The organism is Fodinibius sp. SL11 (assembly GCF_052060035.1).
Classification (GTDB): Bacteria; Bacteroidota; Rhodothermia; order Balneolales; family Balneolaceae; genus Fodinibius.
Genome location: NZ_JBPOEA010000024.1, coordinates 1 through 19,266, shown reverse-complemented (window position 1 = coordinate 19,266; position 19,266 = coordinate 1). Strand labels below are relative to the sequence as shown.

Below are 19,266 nucleotides of genomic sequence, written 5' to 3'. Positions count from 1 at the left end.
CATCTAAACTTTCCAGCCTGAATACTGAAATTTATTGATGCAAATGATTCGAGACTATTTATATTTGCCGATCCTATAAACCCAATCCCAACATATTTGAAGGACCTCCATCCCAAGGTGGCACGAATAGGAAAACCAATTCCTGATTTGGATTTCCAGATAGAGGGACCATCAAAAAGCCCGCAATTATCTACACATCGATCATAAGTAACAATGCTAACCCCTCCAGAAATGGAGTGATAATAGGAACGATCCTGCCTTATTATTTTTGCTGATCCCGCCATCAGACCTACTTCCCAAATCGATCTGCTCTTAGAAGAAAACCATTCATCAGCAACCTGCCCGTCAGCTATGGCAGAAAAGAGGATACCATTACGCTGATAGTCTAAAGATCCTCCCAACGCAAGACCACCCATTGTTCCAGCCCCGGCAGAAAAATCAAGCCAATATGCATACGCCCTGCTTGATTCCAAAGTTTGGGCATCAGCTCTGCACCATAGAGCAGCAGCATGAATCACTATTACACAGCTGATCAGAATTTTTTTTTAAGCGCTTCATATACAGTTCTCACGGGTTTATTAAAACCTCATTCTCCTATAAAAATAAAAAGGGAATACCTTATGATTTGTAAGGTATTCCCAGAAATACAGCTATCAGTTTAAGACTATTCGTCTTTATCCCCTTCGTCTGCATACATTTCTGCGAGATCATTAATCATCTCCTCATTGATACCCGCTGTGACAAATCCACCGTCGTGATAAAGATTTTGCATGGTAACTTTGCGCGTTAAATCAGAGAACAGCGTTACGCAATAATCCGCACATTCATCGGCAGTGGGGTTCCCCATAGGAGCAATTTTTTCGGCAAAGGTATACATGCCGTCAAAACCCTTAATGCCACTGCCTGCTGATGTTTTGGTTGGTGCCTGCGAAACGGTATTCACGCGAATTCCGCGATCTGCCAGGCGACTTCCATAATTTCGAGCGATACTTTCGAGCAGTGCCTTGGCATCGTTCATATCGCTGTATTTTGAGAAAATTCGCTGCGCACCGATGTATGACAACGCTACAATGCTTCCACCATCAGCAAGGATGTCAGCCTCATCTGCATACCGAATGACCTTATGCAATGATACCGCAGAAATATCCAGCGTTTGTTGCAACCACTGGTAATTTAGTTCTTCGTATCCCTTCTTTTTGCGCACATTCGGAGACATACCGATAGCATGGAGTATAAAATCAATCTTGCCATGCTCCTCTTTTACGTTCTGCATCAGCTCTTCGATTTCGTCTTCGTTGGTTACGTCACAAGGAAACACTTCGGCGCCCGTTTCCTCGGCAAGCTCATCGAGATCCCCAAAACGCAGGGCTACCGGGGCATTGGATAGTGAAAATTCCGCACCTTCCCGTTTACACGCCAAAGCGATTCTCCAGGCTATACTGCGCTCATCCAGTGCGCCAAAGATCAATCCCTTCTTTCCCTTAAGCAGTCCATATCCTTGTTGGTTAGCCATAAAATAGTATCCTCAATTTCTTTGAATTCAATAGATTTCTGTGGGAAGATAATAAAAGAAACAGAAAAACTGTCATTATCGATTTTACCTCATTCCTTATCATTATTTCTAACAAATAATTCTGTTGATAACGCAGAAAAATGTCCTTATTTTGCGTGACTCTTATTCCCATGCCGTATTGGGGAATAAGTTAATAAGTTTTAAAACTCAGATTACAACAAACACATGTTTCAAGATCTCTCATCAAAATTAGATAGCGCCTTTCAGAAGCTGAAAGGAGAAGCTCAGATTACCGACGTCAACATTGCGGAGACGGTGAGAGAAATACGTCGCGCTTTGCTCGATGCCGATGTGAACTATGAGGTTGCCAAAGAGTTTACGAACAAGGTAAAAGAGCGAGCGATGGGCGAAGACGTACTTACGGCCGTCAACCCCGGTCAGCAGTTTACTAAAATTGTACATGATGAGCTGACCGATATTCTGGGCCAAGAACGTGTGGATATTTCTGTAGCTCACACGCCGCCTACAGTTATTTTAATTGCAGGCCTGCAAGGTTCCGGTAAAACAACCTTTAGTGCTAAGCTTGCCCGTTACTTGAAGCAGGAAAACAACCGAAATCCTATTTTAGCGGCGGCCGACGTTTATCGTCCGGCTGCTATTGATCAGCTTAAAACACTGGCTGACTCTATTGACGTTCCAGTGTACTCCATCAATCAAAAAGATGCGGTGCGCGTGGCCAAAGAAGCAGTAAGCATGGCCAAAAGCTTGGCGCTTGATACTGTTATTATTGATACGGCCGGACGCATGCACGTGGACGAAGAAATGATGAATGAGGTGGCTGAGATTAAAAAAGCCGTTGAACCTCATGAAACTCTATTCATTGTAGATTCAATGACAGGACAGGATGCGGTCAATACGGCCAAAGAATTTAACGAAACCATCAATTACGATGGTGTTGTACTCACCAAGCTTGACGGTGATACCCGCGGCGGGGCGGCCCTTTCGATCAAGAAAGTGGTCCAAAAACCGATCAAGTTTGTAAGCACCGGCGAAAAGCTGGATGCTCTTTCTCCCTTCTATCCCGAACGGATGTCAAAGCGTATTCTCGGTATGGGGGATGTGGTATCACTGGTGGAGAAAGCACAAAAAGAATTTGATGAAGAAGAAGCACAGAAGCTGCAGAAAAAAATTAAGTCGGATGAGTTTGACCTTGAAGACTTTTATCAACAGCTGCAGCAAGTAAAAGGCATGGGCAATATCCAGGATCTGGTCGGGATGATTCCCGGCGCCGGGAAAGCCCTGCAGGAAGCAGATACAGAACTTGATGAAGATTCCTTCAAACCTATTGAAGCCATTATTTGTTCAATGACTCCGGAAGAGAAACACAACCCGGACATCTTGAATGCTACGCGAAAACGACGTATCGCAAAGGGATCCGGAACGCGCGTTTCGGATATTAATGATCTGTTAAAGCAGTTTGAACAGATGAAGAAGATGATGAAGTCGTTCTCCGGCATGGGCAAGATGGGCAAACTGATGCAAGGAATGAAGGGCATGAAAGGAAATTTACCATTTGGTTAACACCATTGATGCTAACTGTTTAGCCCAGTTGACATCTTTTATTATATAAATATTGCGCAAGATTCCGACAATATCCTCTATTCAAAATCAACGCAAATTTTAAACTAAGGAGATAATCCATTGTTAAGAATAAGATTACAACGTAGAGGTCGTAAAAAGCGACCAATCCATCATATTGTTGTTGCGGACAACCGCAAACCCAGAGATGGTCGTATTATTGAAGATTTAGGTCGTTTTGATAACGTAACCCCCAAAAATCAACTTGATCTGGATAGAGAACGGGCATTACATTGGCTAAAGCAAGGCGCTCAGCCCACCGATACCGTTCGGTCCATTTTCAAGAACCAAGGTATCATGTACGAAATGCACTTGATCCGTTGGGGCAAGTCGGAAGAAGAAATTGAAGAAGCTCTTGCTGAATGGCGCGAACGTCGCGAGGAAAAAGAAGAAGATGTTCCTACGCGCAAAGAACGTCAACAGGCACTCTTGGAAGCCGAAGAAAAGGAATTCCAAAAGCAGCTTAAGAAGAAAGCTGAAGAAGCTGCCAAGGAAAAAGCTAAGCAGGAAGCTCTTGCATCTGACGATGAGGAAGAAGAAAAAGATGCTCAAGAAGCTACCGATGAGGCTGATGAAGAAGCTGAAGCACAAGAAGAGCCAGCAGATGAAGAAGTAGAAGAAGCTGCTGACGATGAGACGGAAGAAGTCGAAGCTCAGGAGCAAGAACCTGAAGAAGAGGCTGAAGCCCAGGAAGAAGAGAAAGATACTGAGGAAGAGGTTAAAACTTCTGATGAAGAAAAGGAAGAAGATACGGAAGACACTGCAGATGAGGATGAAGAAGAATCAAAAGCAGAAGGACAAGTATCTACTGATATGTTAGCAAAAGAAGCTATTGAACATATCGAGAATACTCCTCTGGATGAGCTGGAAGGCTTTGTTCCTGAAGACGAAGATCGGGTTACCGTTCAGCGTGCTTTGGAAGACAAGAAAGAAAATAGTTAATAAGCTAAAGTTGGCAGACCCCACTAATACGTGGAGTCTACCCGAGAAGCTATGCTGGAACCAATTGAAAACCAGTATGAAAAGATTGGGTATATTTCCCGATCACACGGCGTACAGGGAGAAGTATTAATTATTCCCGATATTTACGCGCCTACACTTTTTGATGTGCTTGATCTGGTTCGTCTTGAGACGAGCAGAGGGGATCTAATCCCTGCCCGGATTGAGTCGGTTCGGGTGCAAGAAAAAAATAATCGACTTTCGTTCTTTGTAAAATTTGAACACGTAATTGATCGCACACAAGCCGAAAAGCTTAAAAGCCGCTCGGTATTTGCCGATCGTGATGTGGTAGAATCGCTGTTGGATTCGGATACATTACCGCTCGATCTGACCTCCTTCCAGGTTTTTTCTGATGGGAAGTCAGTCGGCGTTGTCGATGTATTGCTGGAAAATCCAGCACACCCGATACTCCAGGTAACTACCAATGATCAAGAGCAATTACTCATCCCGGTCGTGGATGAATATATTGCCGATATCGATGAAGATACACAACAAATACAATGCAAAAATCTGGAACAGCTAAGAGGCATATCATAGATGATGCGCATTGATATCATATCGGCGGTGCCACAGCTCTTGGAGAGTCCCCTAACTCACAGCATTGTGGGGAATGCGCAGGATGATGGATTCGTTGAAATCCATACTCATGATCTGCATGATTACACGGAGGACAAACACAACAAGGTAGATGACTACCCATACGGCGGCGGTGCAGGCATGGTATTGACACCACAGCCTATTTTTTCATGCATCGAGCACCTGCAAAGTCAACGCGATTATGATGAGATTATCTTTACGGCCCCTAATGGTAAGCCGTATGAACAGGATGATGCCAACAGGCTGTCCACTCAAAAGAATCTCATCTTTTTATGCGGACATTACAAAGGTGTCGATCAACGTGTGATAGATGCATTTATCACCAAAACGTACAGCATTGGCGACTATGTACTTTCGGGTGGCGAACTGCCTGCTCTTGTGATGGTTGATTCCATCGTACGGGTGTTGCCCGGTGTGTTAGGTGACTCGGAAAGTGCCCTTACGGATTCCTTCCAAAATGAGAATTTACTGGAAGGGCCCGTTTATACGCGTCCCTCTGATTTTAAGGGGATGCAAGTGCCTCAGGTGCTGCGATCAGGTGATCATCAAAAAGTGAAGGAATGGCGACATCAACAGTCGCTTGAGCGTACTAAAAATGTGCGTCCGGATATTTTTAAGAAATTTCGAAACGAACAGCAGTAGATAACATTATGGATAAGTTAAAATTAGCAGAACAAACATTAATTGACGACGAGTATCCCGAGTTTAAAACCGGTGATACTGTTGTTGTACACTATCGCGTTCGCGAAGGCGACAAAGAGCGAATCCAGAAGTTTGAAGGACTCGTAATCTCTCGCCGCGGAACCGGAGCAAACCAGACTTTTATGGTGCGCAAAATCTCGGCAGGCAATATTGGTGTGGAGCGTATTTTCCCGCTCTATTCTCCCTTTGTTGCTAAAATTGAGCTCAAGAAACAGGGCGATATTAAACGCTCTAAGCTCTATTATCTGCGCGAGAGACAAGGAAAGGCAGCGCGAATTAAAGAGAAAGATCAGAACCAGGATACTGTTCGCGAACTGAATCGCAAGGCAGAAGAACGAGCTGCTGCGAAAGAAGCTCAAAACGCTGACGAAGAGGAATAACGTTCTCTTCTATACTTGCGTTGATTTTTTTATTCTGATCTATTGATAGTCAGACAAAATTATTGAGCCATTCTATCCCATAATGTGGATGGAATGGCTTTTTTATTTTCCAATCTCACTGAATCTATTGCCAAGTCGTCTTCTAACAAAGAACTTTCACTCCCTTTGTGATGACAAATAGTATTTCATTTAGCAAATATCATTTCAACCATTGGGAAAAGGCTTTGTATAATACAGGTAAAATAGAGGCACAAATCCCTTATCTCTTTTCTGCTTCATACACCGTCATCGGTGGAATATTACGCCATTCCCAAGAGGTTGTTACGTTGCCGAAGGTTTTCCGCAGTGGGTCTTCGAGGTGTCCTGATGTTTGATAGGCCAAGAACTCACCGCCATCGTGCAATAGCCGGTAACTCTGGTCGAGAATAGACGACTTAGCTTCCTCATCCAAAAAGGAAAATGGGATACCGGAAATGATGAAGTCAACTTTTCCAACGATATCTTCGGGCAATAAATTGCTCACAAATTCGACGCTCTGATCGTAAAATGATGCCCGAGAGTCATCGATCTGTTGCAGCTTTTTAAATAAAATTTCATTGGTCTCAAATAAATGGAGCTGCGAGCCGGGCGTCAAATAGTCAAGGAGATAGTGTGAAAATACTCCGGCCCCGGCGCCATATTCTACAATAATTTGATCTTGGGAAAAATCAATAGGCTGGCAAACGGTACGTACACAAAATCGGGAGGTCGGGGTAACCGAGGCCACGTCTTTGTCTTTAAAAAAACTCTTGAGATATGCTAAAGTACTCATGTTTGGTTATTAGTTAAAGGTTACTGGGTATTAGGATTTTCAACTATCTAACAACCAATAACCGAGAACAAAATTAATCTAATTCGTTTTCCAGTTGTTCAATTTGATCTCGAATACGCGCGGCTTCCTCGAACTCCATATTCTGCGCAGCGGTGTACATTGAATCCCGCAGGTATTCCAGAAATTCCTCTTTGTCATCAAAAGTGACCTCATTCATCGCGGGATTCGCTTTATACTTTATACCTTCGTCTGCCACTTTTACCACTTCAAGTGGATCTTCGTCGCCATCCCGATCATCCAGATCAAAATCTTTGTTCGAAATGAGCGCAGGATCAACCAACGGCTTGAGTTCTTTTTCGATAGTTTTGGGGGTTATGTCATGCTCTTCGTTGAATTCCTTCTGAATTTTGCGACGCCGCTCGGTTTCATCAATCACGGTCTGCATACTATCGGTAATTTTATCGGCATATAGGATCGCCTTCCCTTCGATGTTTCGCGCCGCGCGACCAATAATCTGAAATAATGAAGTCTCGGATCGGAGAAACCCTTCCTTGTCAGCATCCAAAATGGCCACCAGACTGAGCTCGGGAATATCAATACCCTCACGCAACAGGTTAATACCTACCAGCACATCAAAGTCGCCGCGACGGAACTTAAAGAGCACTTCCACGCGCTCCATCGCATTCAGTTCGCTGTGCATGTACGCGGCTGAAATGCCCACACTTTTGAGATACTCACTGAGCTCTTCACTTAATCGCTTCGTTAAGGTAATGCACAACACCCGGTGCCCTTTGGCCACGCGCTCCTGTATTTGCTCTAACAAATCATCAATTTGATTGTCAACGGGACGTACTTCAATTTCAGGCTCCATCAGTCCGGTCGGACGCACAATCTGCTCGACAAAGACACCACCGCTCTTTTCAAGCTCGTAATCTCCAGGCGTAGCACTCACAAAAATTGCCTGATTAGTAACCTCTTCCCACTCTTCGAAAGTGAGTGGACGGTTGTCCATTGCTGAGGGTAGCCTAAAGCCATTCTCTACTAACTCAATCTTACGGGACCGATCTCCACCATACATGGCCGAAATCTGGGGAACCGTCTGGTGACTTTCATCTACCACCAGCAAAAAGTCATCGGGGAAATAGTCAAACAAACAATACGGACGTTCGCCAGGCTTTCGGTTACTCAGGTAGCGCGAATAGTTCTCAATACCCGAGCAATAACCAATTTCCTGCATCATCTCGATGTCAAAAAGTGTGCGTTGCTCCAGTCGCTTCGCTTCCAGGTATTTCCCTTCATCGTTAAGGGTTCCTATTCTCCAATCCAATTCGTCCCGAATCTGATTGATGGCTTTCTGCAGGCGATCTTCGGTTGTTACGTAGTGTGAAGCAGGATAAATGCGAAACTCCTGTACCGTGTCCAGCACGTTCCCGCTTTCGGGATCGACAATCTCCATTTTCTCGATTTCATCCCCCCAAAAATGAATGCGTAATCCATCTTCGGCGTAGGCTGGGTACAAATCCACCACATCTCCACGCACTCGAAACGTACCACGATCGAATTCCCGATCGTTACGCGTATAGTGCAGATCCACAAGATCGTATAACAATTTGTTTCGTGGAACTTCCGTGCCGGTTTCGAGGTTTATAATCAACTTTTCATACTCCGACGGTGACCCAATACCATAGATACAACTCACCGAAGAAACGATAATCACATCCCTTCGGCCCGAAAGCAGCGAGCTCGTGGCACGCAGTCGAAGTCGCTGAATCTCATCATTGATCGATAAATCTTTTTCGATGTATTTATCTTGTGACGAGATATAAGCCTCGGGCTGATAGTAATCGTAATACGAGATGAAAAACTCGACTCTGTTATCTGGGAAAAAGTCGCTAAGCTCGCGATATAGCTGAGCAGCCAATGTTTTATTATGACTCATTACCAGCGTTGGGCGCTGGACCTCATCAATTACACCCGACACTGTACGTGTTTTTCCCGAACCGGTGATACCGAGTAAGGTCTGATATTTATCGCCGTTTTCGACACCCTGAACAAGCTCTTCTATCGCCTGTGGTTGGTCACCGGCCGGCGGCCAGGGTGATTGTAAATCAAATTGAGACATGTAATACTTATTTAACTTTTCTCAAAACCTCGAGGATGTTCACACTGGAGTCCTAATAGTTCGCTATACAATCCTCATGGGCTTTTAAAAATTTCTATTCACCTTTTAATAAAACGAAAAGAGCACTGAATCATTCTCTTAAAATCCCATATTTTTCGGGGAATTAACAGCCAAGCTTCTATTTAATTTTTGGGTTCCGCCTCATTTTTAAATCTGGCTGTAGGCTTATTTCACGATCAATAAATTTGTATTTTAAGCAGCTTTTAATGCTACTGCTATAATCAGCATAATACGTAGTCTTTCAGATTCAACAACTTATGACTCCAAAAGAAAAAAAACTCGGGCCCCAGCGCAACCGTATTGACGAAATTGATTCCAAGCTCCTTGAACTTCTGGCCGAGCGACGGGAGATTGTTCATGAAGTCATCGATAAGAAAATCAAAAACCAGTTGCCAATTTTCGCCCCCAAGCGGGAAGATGAAAAAACGGAAAAGTTTCGCGCAATGGCCGCCGAACACGACCTTGATCCTGACTGGGCCGAAGATTTTCTTCGGATGATTATGGCTTCTTCCAGGGCCAGCCAGTCCCGCAATGAGTTTCCGAGTGCCACCGAAGACCCAAAGCATATTTTGATTGTAGGCGCAAAAGGCGGCATGGGAAGTCTTTATGCACGCATCATCGAACAAACGGGGCATCACATATACACGATAGACAAACACAACTGGCACGAGCTCGAAGAAATCGCCCCAAAACTCGACCTGGCAATCGTGGCCGTACCTATTAACGTTACGGTGGATGTCGTCGAGCGACTGGCACCCAAACTGAATACAGAAACCATCTTAGCTGACTTTACCAGTAACAAAACTGAGCCTATTGAGGCTATGCAGAAAGCACATGACGGTCCGGTTTTAGGATTACACCCTATGCACGGTCCCGATGTAGATAATCTCTCCAAGCAGCTGATGGTCGTTTGCCCGGTACGTGATGCTGAAGCCTCAAGTTGGGTTATCGAACAATCCAAACTTTGGGGCATGCGCGTTGTTGAAGCTGATGCCGAGAAGCATGATCATGTCATGCACATGGTGCAGGGACTTCGCCACTTTGTGGCCCTAACACACGGCTCGTTCATGAAAACATACGACCTGAAGCCGCACGATATTCTTGATTACTCCTCTCCTATTTATCGCGCCGAGCTCATGATGACTGGCCGTATTTTTGCGCAAAGTGCCGAGTTATATGCCGATATCGTATTTGCTAATGAAGAACGACGTGAGCTACTACTTAAATTTATCGAACATAACGAAAAGCTTGCTCAGATGGTCAAAAACGATGACAAGGAAGGTTTTATCAAGGAGTTTGAATCGGTCACTGATTTCTTTGGCAAGTTTGCATCCCAGGCCCTAAAAGAAAGCGGATACCTGATCAACCGGCTGGCTGATCGGTTTGCATAATCTTTAGTACTCAAATCGAAAAACGTTCAACGACAAAGTGGGAGCCTTCCATACTTTTATCCATTGTACAGTACTCATAAGGACTGAGTGATTTAGACCTCAGTCCTTAACTACACATCCTATCTTTTCGGGATGATCTTGGACTTTTTTTCCAGATCTGACATCACGCAATAACCATAGAATTAAGATATCACCACTGGCGGTGAGGGTGAAAAATAAGCCGAAAGCCAGCAACCAACCATTCTGTAATATCAATGCTATCACATAGGGTAAAATCCCCAATATAATGCCGGGCATCGCAACGCCCCAACGATAATTCCTTACCTCAATTGGTTCGGGACAGTGAACATAAGGGGTCAAGACCGCCCACTTAAATCCAAAGTGAATGTTCTCCCACAGAATACCATCCATCCACCACCAGCTTATACCGTGAATGAGTTCGTGCACTGCAATTCCAATAAATATGATTGCTAAAAATAGTAGCGGACTATGAAGTGCCTGTACAATATCTGTTCCGAACGCCGACCATCCATATATTAAGCCATAAGGTACATAGAATCCGGCAATTATTGGGATGTATACTAACAGCGAATATATATTAGCTTTCAAAAATGACAGCGTATATTCTCTCATTATAATAGCTATGCTTATTTTAGCATTGATCCCTTAGCAGCCCACCACGGATGCACTTCAACCACCAACCGTCCCTCCTGCACCGCCGGATCGCCCTCTGCTAAGGTTCGAGCCTCTTCGGCAGTAGCTGTATTGTAAATTACAATTCCACGAATTTCACCCGCATCGTCCATGGGACCAGTTATACTTGTTTTGCCTTGCTCGGCCATCTTTTGCAGATACGCCAAATGCTTCTCTTGAATCTCCATGGCTTCCTCTTTTGTTTGACTTCGTTTAGGACCTGACTTCAGAAAAACCATGAAATATTTTTGCATCACATAGGTCGTGTCTCCCTGCTCCATTGTAAATATTTCCGGCTCAGCTATTTCCATGCTATCCTGTGCCATTACCGCACCAGCCCAACCCATCAACAAAACTGTTAATAATATCTTTTTCATCGTCGTTTTTTGTTTGATATACTTATCTGTAGCAAAATACAAAAAGCGGCGGCCTTTGAAATCAAAAATCTTCATCCCCCTTTAAAAATATTATCCATTCCCGCTCCTGCTGCAGTCGTTCCCGGTAACGTTCACGAAGCGGCATTACAGAAAGCTTTTCTATAAACCGCCCAGCTAAAGTACTTTCTTTCTGAAATGCCAAATGATGAATCAATCGCTGATAGTCATCAAAATACCTTTGCTGCAGCGTTTCCTTTAATAAGAGCCTGCCATAATTGGCAACCTTTTCCCATTGCTCCTGTTCAATCGCTTTTCGAATGCTTCGGATTTTTGTCCGATACAACGCTTTAGCAAAAGTAATATCATCCGGTAACAAATTGGCATATGTCATATCCCGATAAATTTTCCATTGAACGCTATCATTTCGCGTTTCCAATGCCAGTTTTAGCAATGAGTCTGGACTTTCCTCGTACAACCTTTGTCCTTCATTCAAATATTTTATTGCTTTGCCCCAATCCCCCGACATGGCAAATGCATCTGCATAAAGTAGCTGCAAGTCTACCGTGGTATCGCTGAGCGTTGCTGCCTGACGTATCTTTTGGGAATACCCGTTCACCAGATTACGATAACTCCACTCGGTTTTTATCGGTTCAACGCTATCCGCTTCTACTAAGGCCTGATCCAAAAAATGTAATGCCTTTGCCGTATCTTGATTTGATAAAGACAAACGATAATTATCATGCGCAACTGCAAAATCAGAAATCACATGCGGACACTCTTTTTCGAATAGTGACCGCATACCAAAAATACGGCGGGCAACTTGCTGATCTACAGTATCCGTTTCCACGGTATCCAGAGAAGCGTGCCATTCATTGGTCAAGGTCTTCCAATCAACCTGATAAGCTTCCGACAAATTTCCCGTATGGTAGGCTTCCTTGAGAGCATTAATAGGATAGTTCTCCATCAAAAAGCGTACAAATGAACCACTTGTAGTATAATTCACGCCCGATCGTCCGCCGTAAAACCCCCAAAACGAAAAAGCGGCTTTCAACTGCTCTTCTGGCGGATAGGGTTTTTCGGATACCACCATCTGATCGATCGTAGATGTTGTCGATGCCCCTCCATCTATAGCCACAGCAAGACCTTCAATCAACCCGATACTCCAGCTGGCGTTAAACCAGTTTCCAAACTGTTTGGCCATTACATGTACCAGCTCATGCTTGAGACTTGACCAAATCTGCTGCTTGGCTATATGCAGCTGATCTTGGTCCAGCCACACAGGTACATAACTCGTAAACTTCGCACCCACAAGTTGCTTTTTTTGCCAGGCATGGCCGTAGAGATAACTCTCAATTTTGTGCGTCGAATCTCTGGCCGACAAATTCAGCTTGTCCGCTATTTGGTCAAAATAAAATTCATGCTCTTTCGCCAGTAAATCGATTTCGTAAGTACTGTAAAGACGCTGATCATAATACAGTTCAAAGTGCTCGGTTGTTTTATGTCCTCCCAGCACATTTTGCAAATGTGATCGTGGAGAATTTACCCCAAACTCTGTTAGCTGGGTATAACTAATCAAAATAGCAACCACTGAAAACACCACAATCCATTTCTTATATCGATCTTTATTCAAAACCGGTATATACCACAGAAGAGCAGCCCAAAGTAATGTCAGCATTCGGAAAAAGATCGTGGCTCCATTTACTCTTACCACCTCATCATAAATTGGGCCCGGCCAACCGCCCCACACATGATTAAAAAAATAAACTTGGGGATAGGTTCTTAACTCAATCAAAAGAATACCAATAGCAATAAATAATAAAACACCAATGGTAACGAACTTGGGATATGACAGTCTCAGTTCACGCATCAGGCGCCCTATGGCATATCCAAAAAACACACTCGGTAGTGGAAAAAGTAACCAAAATGCCAGCCCATGTATGCTGAAGCAACCTGTAAAAACAGCATTTACAAGCAATGGCAATCCTACCAAAAACAAGTAACCGACAATACGGAGTGATGCATAAAAATCTTTCTTTTTAGATTCGCCTGTTGCCCGAATTCCGGCCCAAAAACATCCCACTAAAGAGACCAGTATAGCAGACTCGATATGAAAATCGCCAACCAATGGTATAAAAAGAAGGCCAATACCAAGTAGAATCGGAGTTATAACTTTGGTGAGGCCTTTAGAATGTAACATAGCTTAAATGTAAAATTGTAGGTAGCAAGAAGCGAAAAAATTTACTCCTTGCTCCAACCTTCTATCTTAGGCACGCCCAATACACCCAATAAAGCAGTACAAATTGGATGGGGAGCCGAATGATAGTTGCCAAGCTGAAAAGTGAAGTATATCCCGATTTCTGAATTGATTCCACCATCATATTAATATTGGCAGGAAAAACGGCAAGCAACAGGAGAACAAGTCCCCAACCTGCCCATACTTTCGTTTCCTCAAAGAGGATTCCCAATCCGCCTATTATTTCGGCCGCCCCACTGATATAGACCATTGCAAGGTGATAGGGGATAAAATCGGGCATAATGCTGGTAAAGAACTCCGGCTTTACAAAATGGAGTATACCTGTTAGTAAAAACAGGGCAGCAAGTATGTAGCGGTGAACTTCGGGTGAGATCCCCATATTATTTTTGAAATAACGTGGAAAGGACGAACCAGATATTTTCCTTCCGCTCCATCAAACGGCGCTTGAAATACGGAAACCACATGGTGCCAAAAGGCACGTAAATACGAGCATTATAGCCGGTGGCTGCAAACTCTTCCATCGTTTCCTGGCGCAACCCGTAAAGCATCTGAAACTCAAATCTGGATTTCCCTATATCGTTTTGCCGGGTATACTCTTTGGTCCAGTTTATCAACTCATCGTCATGGGTAGCGATGCGCGGATAAGGCGTCTTATCCAATAGCACCTTAGCATATTCTTTAAATGCCTCACGGATATCATCCATTTTTTGCAACGCAATATCTTTGGGCTCGCTATAGGCCCCCTTGCAAAGTCGCACATCCGCACCCATCTCGGCCAGCTCATCAATATCTTTTTTGGTGCGATGCAGATAGGCCTGAATAACAATGCCTACGTGCTTGCCATATTCTTGGAAGGCCTCCTTAAAAAGATCAATTGTCATCTGCGTATAGTCGGATCCCTCCATATCAATACGGACAAACTGATCGTTTTCACGGGCTACATCCAACAATTTAAACAGATTTTTTTTGCAGTAATCACGGTCAATATCAAGCCCCATCATGGTTAGTTTTATTGATATTGTGCTATCCAATTCCGACTCATCAATATCATTTAAAAGCTTGATATAATTATCTACTGTCTCATCTGCAGTTTGGCGGTCCTCGACATTTTCGCCCAGCAAGTCGAGAGTGATCTTTATATCTTTTTCATTAAGTGCCTTAACTTTAGGCTCCGCCTGTTCAAATGATTCTCCCGCCACAAATCGCTTGGCAAATACAAAGGGTAATTTCATAGTAGACTATCAATTTTTCTTTTTAAAAGCTGTGGGAAAATAATGAATTGATAGCAGCTCTCCTACCTTCAAGCTCTATCGCTGATAACATAATTTTGAAACTCTTTTGGACCTAAAGCGTAGTGCAAAATGGTAACCTTAACTTTTAACGAGGAGTTTATGATGAGTACCCGAAAATTATATCTGACGAAAGTAATCTTCGCATTTACTGTATCATTAATTATCACCTTTTTGTTGATGGGCGTTTCCTATGCTGTTGAAAGTCCCCAAACCTCTCCACAGGATGACCCTTATATTGTTGAAGAATTTGATATCAATACGCCCGGGAAGCTACAAGTTCGCACATCAGGCGGTGACATTACTGTTGAACGTTCAAATTCCAACACAGTTCGTGTTGAAATGTTTGTCCGTAAAGATGGGAAAAATCTTACATCAAACGATACTGTCCTCGATAAATGGAATATCGACATCTCAAAATCCGGTAATACTGTTGACGCTATTGCCAAGCACAAGGGTAACAACGGATGGTCTGGCTGGGATAATGATAGAGTCTCAATTTCATTTGTTGTTTACGCTCCTAAGCAAATGGATTCTGACCTTAAGACAAGTGGTGGTCATATTGAAGTGGATGGACTTCAAGGACGTCAATCTATATCCACCAGCGGTGGTCACCTCAAATTGACTAATTTAACTGGACCTATAAACGCCAAAACCTCAGGCGGACATATCGATTTAGTGAACCTGGACGGGGAAGTTGAAATTAAAACGAGCGGGGGACATATAAATGCCGAAACGGTTGCCGGTATACTCAATGCAAAAACGAGCGGTGGTCACATCAACCTCAAAGATGTAACGGGGAGTGTAAAAGCTTCAACAAGCGGCGGAAGTATTACTGCAGACCTAAAAGCAATTGATCAATTTGTAGATTTGAAAACAAGTGGTGGCAATGTAAATATCACCATCCCTAAAGGTATTGGCGTTGAGCTACAGCTAAAGGGTACTTTTGTACATGGCTCGTTCGATAACTTTTCAGGAGAAATGGAAAATGATGAGGTTAAGGGTAAGCTAAATGGTGGTGGCCCCAAAGTAACCGCCCGTACATCCGGCGGTAAAGTGTACCTCTCTTTTAATTAATTTATTCAATTTTAAAAAAGTGACAAATACAAATTGCGCCTTTTTATACTATTTTAATTTCTGTACTAATTACATGAACATGATAACAAATAGAACTTTTTTATTGGTCCGTTTTCATATTCACCTGTCCGCCGAAATCCCTCCCTGTCATCACCATAATGTGCGCCCAAGGCGTGCCCGGCTCCATAATCCACGGGGCTCCTTTACTGACTGGTTTCTTTGATAATCCAGTCGACTCTACGGTGGCATAGGGAACATATACTACATATAAAGGTTTGGCATTTTTCACCATTCCTGTATTGTAATCAAAACTTTTTGCTGAGCCTGTAAGAGAGTAGAGTGCCATCGGCTTTTGAGGAAATTGCAACTTATCATTTTCAATTTCCTTATATCGGATGCTATCCACCTTCTCGCGAGACAGCCCCTTGGCCTTGAGTTCACGGCCCCTTTTCATAAACGGCTCCAATGCCTTGTGATAACACGCAACATGAAAATTATCCTGTTGAGGATTATCAGCAATACAAATTAGCTGGTTTGATCCCTCACGCAGGGGTAACAGTTCTTTTTCATCATTGTATCCTAAAACCTTGGCCTCCTCTTTCATGCCATCAGGGGCGGGACTAACAGCCGCTTTTATTTGGTTTTCTTTACTTAGCACGTCATTCTGAGCATGAGAAACTGACGTCCCAAATAGAACTATACTTGTAATGGTAAGAATAAATATAGTAGTACTTTTCACAGTATGATGCTTTTGGGTTAGCAGTTGCAATGTGGAATGAAGTATAAACAAACCATTTGAAACATGACTAATAATAATTCCACTTTCTAAAAACGGGTAATTACTTCAGGCTCCTTTAAAAAAAAAACTGGTTATCATTATCCCTATCCGCAAGGGTATCAAAGTAAGCTACTTCTTCGAGCACCCCATTTATCAACATGTTCGAAACTTAATATTATTTGGATTAGCATAAGGATTTAGGCTTTTTTTCTTTTAACTATACAAATATTTCAACTTTTATATTGCCTAAAGAAGTGCCCTTTTATAAATCCGAGAAATGTCCCATAACTACAATTTCCCGCCTCATTTTATCAATTTATTGCCTCACTGCATCCTTCGTAATACCCAAACTAATTTTCCAATACAGTAGTGGTTTTCGTTTAAATCAATTTCGGTGGAGGTATCCTTTCCGTTTATTGATTTGGCAATGAACTTATTTTGTTCTTTCTGTAGATGCCTTAGCCAAACTTCACGAGATGAAGCAATAAGAAATATATTATCGTGGGTAGGCTCTTCTCCCAGATCAATTACCGCAATGTCATCCTCTTTTACGGTTGGGGCCATTTCATCCCCGGAGTTCATAACTCCTATCAAACTGTTTGAATCAGGAAGACCGTCAATCCCATTTGAAATATCGGTATAGATATTTCCTACTTTCGGACTGTTATTATAATCCGGTCTCAGATTTTTTATCTCCAAAGAGGAGTAAACAGGAATTGGGTTTTGAGAACTAATGCCATCTACAGCTCTTTTTTTACCCTTCCCATCCAACAGCCAATTCTTATTCAAATCACTGCATCTCTCAATAATTCGCTTGAGATCTAACCTGCCCCTGTTTTTTTGCATACTCAGGGTACTGGGCTTGATGTCTAAAAAATCTGCAACTTCTGCGTCGGTCTCTAAATGATACGCCTCTTTTATACGTTCTAATATGGCATTCACTTTGTATTAATGTCTACATTTTATAAGTTCACATTATGTGAATAAACAAATTTTCAATTTATAAATAAACAACTTTTAAACAGAAAACAAATGCAAAACAGAAAACGCAATGAGGCCGAAAAAGAGGTCATGAAAATGATGATCGATGCCGATATAACACAAAAAATGATTGCTAAGCATCTTGAAATAACTCCTCAAGCTGTAAACAATCGCCTCAAAAGAGGTAGCGTCGATCCCCTTATTGAAGCTATTGAAGAGCTAAAAAATAAAAGTTCGTAAGCAAAAAACAGGGACTGCGTGCGAATTATTTTAGTTTTACAATTTCATTAAAATATAAGGATTGAAATTTTAAACTTTTTTACCCAATAAAATAAGTGGGTAATGGTATTAGGGATCTTCAGGCTGTTTACGATTCAGCTGTGCTTTGAATTGTGCTTCCCATACTGGGAGCTATAGAAAATACAATAAAGGTAAACAGCCGCATTATCAGCAAACCAAACCTGATAACAAAATCCAACAAGAACCTCCGCAAATAAGTGGTGGAGATGATATTGCCGAATCAAATGCAGGCATTACTGTCAGCATATTTATACAAAAACCGGTTATGTGGGTGTACTGCCCATTATAAACTGGATTTGGTAGGCTATCAGCTTGGTTCAATAACTTCTGCAAAATCACAGAAACGGCCTATTATTTTTACGGCTAAGAGCAATAAGAGATTGCCGCAATGGTCATTTTACAATCTTTCTAATAACCCAAAACACAGATGTATATTGAATCTGACTATAACTTGTTTTTGGTGATCAAAGGACTCTCATTATTAACCTTCGTATCATAGTTCAATGCTCTAACCCCGTAGCCCTGCAAGAATTTATTCTAACACAAAGCGGAAGGTAATGGTGCCCCACTGCGACTGCTGGGGAACGCCCGAGGGAAGTTGTGAAAATCGCCAGCTGCGAAGAGTTCGCATTACTTCGCGTTCTAATTCGGGATTCATTTTTTTGAGTGGCACAATACGTCCGATAGATCCATCCGGTTTTACTTCAAATCGAATAGTGATTGTTGCTTCGGCATCGGTCGTATTTTCTGGCAGGGGTTGTACCATAGGATTTCGTTCGATATCCCCATCCCAGTTAAGTTCATAAGGGGCTGATTTCTCCTGCTCATTTCCCGTTCCCTGATCGGCATTAAGCTCTCCCGTATTTCCCTGCTCATCGCCACTGGTTACGGCCCCCTCTTGCTGTACTTCATCCTCCTCCGTTTTGGGCGGAACGGTTACTTCTTTCGGCTCATCTGTTTCAGTTTCTTCCTGTGGATCTACTTTATCGGTTTCTGGCGTTTCAACTACTTCATCCTCAATTTCTTCTTTTTGATCAGGGGCATCTACCGGCTTTGTAGTTTCTTCTGTGGATTCCTGTTGCTCCTCAACCGGTTCGGGCTCTTCGGGTTCCGGGTTTTCCGGTTCTGTATCAGAAGGATTAGGACGAGTAGCCACCTGCTCAGCTTGCTGTTCAGCGTATTCTGCGGGCGTCCCCGTCTGAAACTCCCCAAATTCTACTTCAATAAATGAAGGACGAACATTGGTCTCAATCGAAAAGGTATACAGCAGAAATACTATAAACATAGCAACGTGTATCCCTCCT

At 42.9% G+C, this 19,266-nt stretch carries 20 protein-coding genes; 8 read left to right on the top strand and 12 right to left on the bottom strand.

Features of this window, described 5'->3' with window-relative positions:
- Both ACQ76V_RS15450 and ACQ76V_RS15445 read right to left on the bottom strand, forming a co-directional pair.
- Positions 1 to 518 (bottom strand): hypothetical protein (locus tag ACQ76V_RS15450; RefSeq protein WP_441001418.1); only part of this gene is annotated, 518 nt, incomplete at its 3' end.
- Positions 519 to 664: 146 nt separating this feature from the next.
- A complete protein-coding gene (locus ACQ76V_RS15445) occupies positions 665 to 1,513 on the bottom strand; it encodes an enoyl-ACP reductase FabI (RefSeq protein WP_441001417.1) in 849 nt (282 codons plus the stop codon).
- 225 nt (positions 1,514 to 1,738) lie between these two features.
- Here ACQ76V_RS15445 and ffh point away from each other — a divergent pair, with 225 nt between their 5' ends.
- From ffh to rplS, 5 genes are all read left to right on the top strand, one after another.
- A complete protein-coding gene (gene ffh, locus ACQ76V_RS15440; protein ID WP_441001416.1) occupies positions 1,739 to 3,094 on the top strand; it encodes a signal recognition particle protein in 1,356 nt (451 codons plus the stop codon).
- A 120-nt stretch (positions 3,095 to 3,214) separates the two neighbouring features.
- Positions 3,215 to 4,093: a 30S ribosomal protein S16 gene (gene rpsP / locus ACQ76V_RS15435; protein ID WP_441001415.1), complete on the top strand. Its 879-nt coding sequence runs from the start codon at positions 3,215 to 3,217 to the stop codon at positions 4,091 to 4,093.
- 30 nt (positions 4,094 to 4,123) lie between these two features.
- Positions 4,124 to 4,687: a ribosome maturation factor RimM gene (gene rimM / locus ACQ76V_RS15430; RefSeq protein WP_441001414.1), complete on the top strand. Its 564-nt coding sequence runs from the start codon at positions 4,124 to 4,126 to the stop codon at positions 4,685 to 4,687.
- Positions 4,688 to 4,690: 3 nt separating this feature from the next.
- Positions 4,691 to 5,389 carry a tRNA (guanosine(37)-N1)-methyltransferase TrmD gene (gene trmD / locus ACQ76V_RS15425; protein WP_441001419.1) on the top strand — a complete coding sequence of 233 codons (699 nt, stop codon included), beginning with the start codon at positions 4,691 to 4,693 and terminating at the stop codon, positions 5,387 to 5,389.
- An 8-nt stretch (positions 5,390 to 5,397) separates the two neighbouring features.
- Positions 5,398 to 5,829: a 50S ribosomal protein L19 gene (gene rplS, locus ACQ76V_RS15420; RefSeq protein ID WP_441001413.1), complete on the top strand. Its 432-nt coding sequence runs from the start codon at positions 5,398 to 5,400 to the stop codon at positions 5,827 to 5,829.
- 259 nt (positions 5,830 to 6,088) lie between these two features.
- Here rplS and ACQ76V_RS15415 read toward each other — a convergent pair whose 3' ends face one another.
- Positions 6,089 to 6,640 (bottom strand): class I SAM-dependent methyltransferase, encoded by a 552-nt coding sequence (locus ACQ76V_RS15415; RefSeq protein ID WP_441001412.1) that lies wholly within the window; start codon positions 6,638 to 6,640, stop codon positions 6,089 to 6,091.
- Positions 6,641 to 6,713: 73 nt separating this feature from the next.
- Positions 6,714 to 8,762 carry an excinuclease ABC subunit UvrB gene (gene uvrB / locus ACQ76V_RS15410; protein ID WP_441001411.1) on the bottom strand — a complete coding sequence of 683 codons (2,049 nt, stop codon included), beginning with the start codon at positions 8,760 to 8,762 and terminating at the stop codon, positions 6,714 to 6,716.
- Positions 8,763 to 9,079: 317 nt separating this feature from the next.
- Between uvrB and tyrA the strand changes: the two genes are divergently transcribed.
- Complete coding sequence (gene tyrA / locus ACQ76V_RS15405) at positions 9,080 to 10,213, top strand: bifunctional chorismate mutase/prephenate dehydrogenase (RefSeq protein ID WP_441001410.1); 1,134 nt, start codon at positions 9,080 to 9,082, stop codon at positions 10,211 to 10,213.
- A gap of 99 nt (positions 10,214 to 10,312) precedes the next feature.
- On the opposite strand, the gene ACQ76V_RS15400 is transcribed toward tyrA, so the two are convergent.
- The 5 genes from ACQ76V_RS15400 to ACQ76V_RS15380 all read right to left on the bottom strand — a co-directional run bounded on the left by ACQ76V_RS15400 (position 10,313) and on the right by ACQ76V_RS15380 (position 14,769).
- Positions 10,313 to 10,846, bottom strand: a complete 534-nt coding sequence (locus tag ACQ76V_RS15400; protein ID WP_441001409.1) for a DUF3267 domain-containing protein — start codon at positions 10,844 to 10,846, stop codon at positions 10,313 to 10,315.
- 14 nt (positions 10,847 to 10,860) lie between these two features.
- Entirely contained in the window at positions 10,861 to 11,283 is a 423-nt protein-coding gene (locus ACQ76V_RS15395) for a YciI family protein (RefSeq protein WP_441001408.1), read from the bottom strand.
- 61 nt (positions 11,284 to 11,344) lie between these two features.
- On the bottom strand, positions 11,345 to 13,480 hold the full coding sequence (locus tag ACQ76V_RS15390; RefSeq protein ID WP_441001407.1) for a hypothetical protein: 2,136 nt from the start codon (positions 13,478 to 13,480) through the stop codon (positions 11,345 to 11,347).
- A 61-nt stretch (positions 13,481 to 13,541) separates the two neighbouring features.
- On the bottom strand, positions 13,542 to 13,916 hold the full coding sequence (locus ACQ76V_RS15385) for a DoxX family protein (protein ID WP_441001406.1): 375 nt from the start codon (positions 13,914 to 13,916) through the stop codon (positions 13,542 to 13,544).
- 1 nt (position 13,917) lies between these two features.
- Positions 13,918 to 14,769 carry a proline dehydrogenase family protein gene (locus ACQ76V_RS15380; RefSeq protein ID WP_441001405.1) on the bottom strand — a complete coding sequence of 284 codons (852 nt, stop codon included), beginning with the start codon at positions 14,767 to 14,769 and terminating at the stop codon, positions 13,918 to 13,920.
- A 129-nt stretch (positions 14,770 to 14,898) separates the two neighbouring features.
- On the opposite strand from ACQ76V_RS15380, the gene ACQ76V_RS15375 reads away from it, so the two are divergent.
- Positions 14,899 to 15,903, top strand: a complete 1,005-nt coding sequence (locus ACQ76V_RS15375; RefSeq protein ID WP_441001404.1) for a DUF4097 family beta strand repeat-containing protein — start codon at positions 14,899 to 14,901, stop codon at positions 15,901 to 15,903.
- A 100-nt stretch (positions 15,904 to 16,003) separates the two neighbouring features.
- On the opposite strand, the gene ACQ76V_RS15370 is transcribed toward ACQ76V_RS15375, so the two are convergent.
- Together ACQ76V_RS15370 and ACQ76V_RS15365 are read right to left on the bottom strand one after the other, a co-directional pair.
- Positions 16,004 to 16,642, bottom strand: a complete 639-nt coding sequence (locus ACQ76V_RS15370) for a hypothetical protein (protein ID WP_441001403.1) — start codon at positions 16,640 to 16,642, stop codon at positions 16,004 to 16,006.
- A 363-nt stretch (positions 16,643 to 17,005) separates the two neighbouring features.
- Entirely contained in the window at positions 17,006 to 17,623 is a 618-nt protein-coding gene (locus ACQ76V_RS15365) for a S24 family peptidase (protein ID WP_441001402.1), read from the bottom strand.
- Between the two features lie 90 nt (positions 17,624 to 17,713).
- On the opposite strand from ACQ76V_RS15365, the gene ACQ76V_RS15360 reads away from it, so the two are divergent.
- On the top strand, positions 17,714 to 17,902 hold the full coding sequence (locus tag ACQ76V_RS15360) for a hypothetical protein (protein ID WP_441001401.1): 189 nt from the start codon (positions 17,714 to 17,716) through the stop codon (positions 17,900 to 17,902).
- 592 nt (positions 17,903 to 18,494) lie between these two features.
- Here the strand turns inward: ACQ76V_RS15360 and ACQ76V_RS15355 are convergent.
- Positions 18,495 to 19,266: energy transducer TonB family protein (locus ACQ76V_RS15355; RefSeq protein ID WP_441001400.1), on the bottom strand; the 772-nt coding region annotated here is incomplete at its 5' end.

Excerpts from the sequence above, each read along its gene's own strand:
- ACQ76V_RS15375 (WP_441001404.1), top strand. The coding sequence starts at position 14,899 with ATGGTAACCTTAACTTTTAACGAGGAGTTTATGATGAGTACCCGAAAA.
- ACQ76V_RS15380 (WP_441001405.1), bottom strand. The coding sequence starts at position 14,769 with ATGAAATTACCCTTTGTATTTGCCAAGCGATTTGTGGCGGGAGAATCA.
- ACQ76V_RS15400 (WP_441001409.1), bottom strand. The coding sequence starts at position 10,846 with ATGAGAGAATATACGCTGTCATTTTTGAAAGCTAATATATATTCGCTG.
- ACQ76V_RS15390 (WP_441001407.1), bottom strand. The coding sequence starts at position 13,480 with ATGTTACATTCTAAAGGCCTCACCAAAGTTATAACTCCGATTCTACTT.
- trmD (WP_441001419.1), top strand. The coding sequence starts at position 4,691 with ATGCGCATTGATATCATATCGGCGGTGCCACAGCTCTTGGAGAGTCCC.
- uvrB (WP_441001411.1), bottom strand. The coding sequence starts at position 8,762 with ATGTCTCAATTTGATTTACAATCACCCTGGCCGCCGGCCGGTGACCAA.
- rplS (WP_441001413.1), top strand. The coding sequence starts at position 5,398 with ATGGATAAGTTAAAATTAGCAGAACAAACATTAATTGACGACGAGTAT.
- ACQ76V_RS15385 (WP_441001406.1), bottom strand. The coding sequence starts at position 13,916 with ATGGGGATCTCACCCGAAGTTCACCGCTACATACTTGCTGCCCTGTTT.
- ACQ76V_RS15360 (WP_441001401.1), top strand. The coding sequence starts at position 17,714 with ATGCAAAACAGAAAACGCAATGAGGCCGAAAAAGAGGTCATGAAAATG.
- tyrA (WP_441001410.1), top strand. The coding sequence starts at position 9,080 with ATGACTCCAAAAGAAAAAAAACTCGGGCCCCAGCGCAACCGTATTGAC.
- ACQ76V_RS15415 (WP_441001412.1), bottom strand. The coding sequence starts at position 6,640 with ATGAGTACTTTAGCATATCTCAAGAGTTTTTTTAAAGACAAAGACGTG.
- ACQ76V_RS15395 (WP_441001408.1), bottom strand. The coding sequence starts at position 11,283 with ATGAAAAAGATATTATTAACAGTTTTGTTGATGGGTTGGGCTGGTGCG.
- ffh (WP_441001416.1), top strand. The coding sequence starts at position 1,739 with ATGTTTCAAGATCTCTCATCAAAATTAGATAGCGCCTTTCAGAAGCTG.
- ACQ76V_RS15445 (WP_441001417.1), bottom strand. The coding sequence starts at position 1,513 with ATGGCTAACCAACAAGGATATGGACTGCTTAAGGGAAAGAAGGGATTG.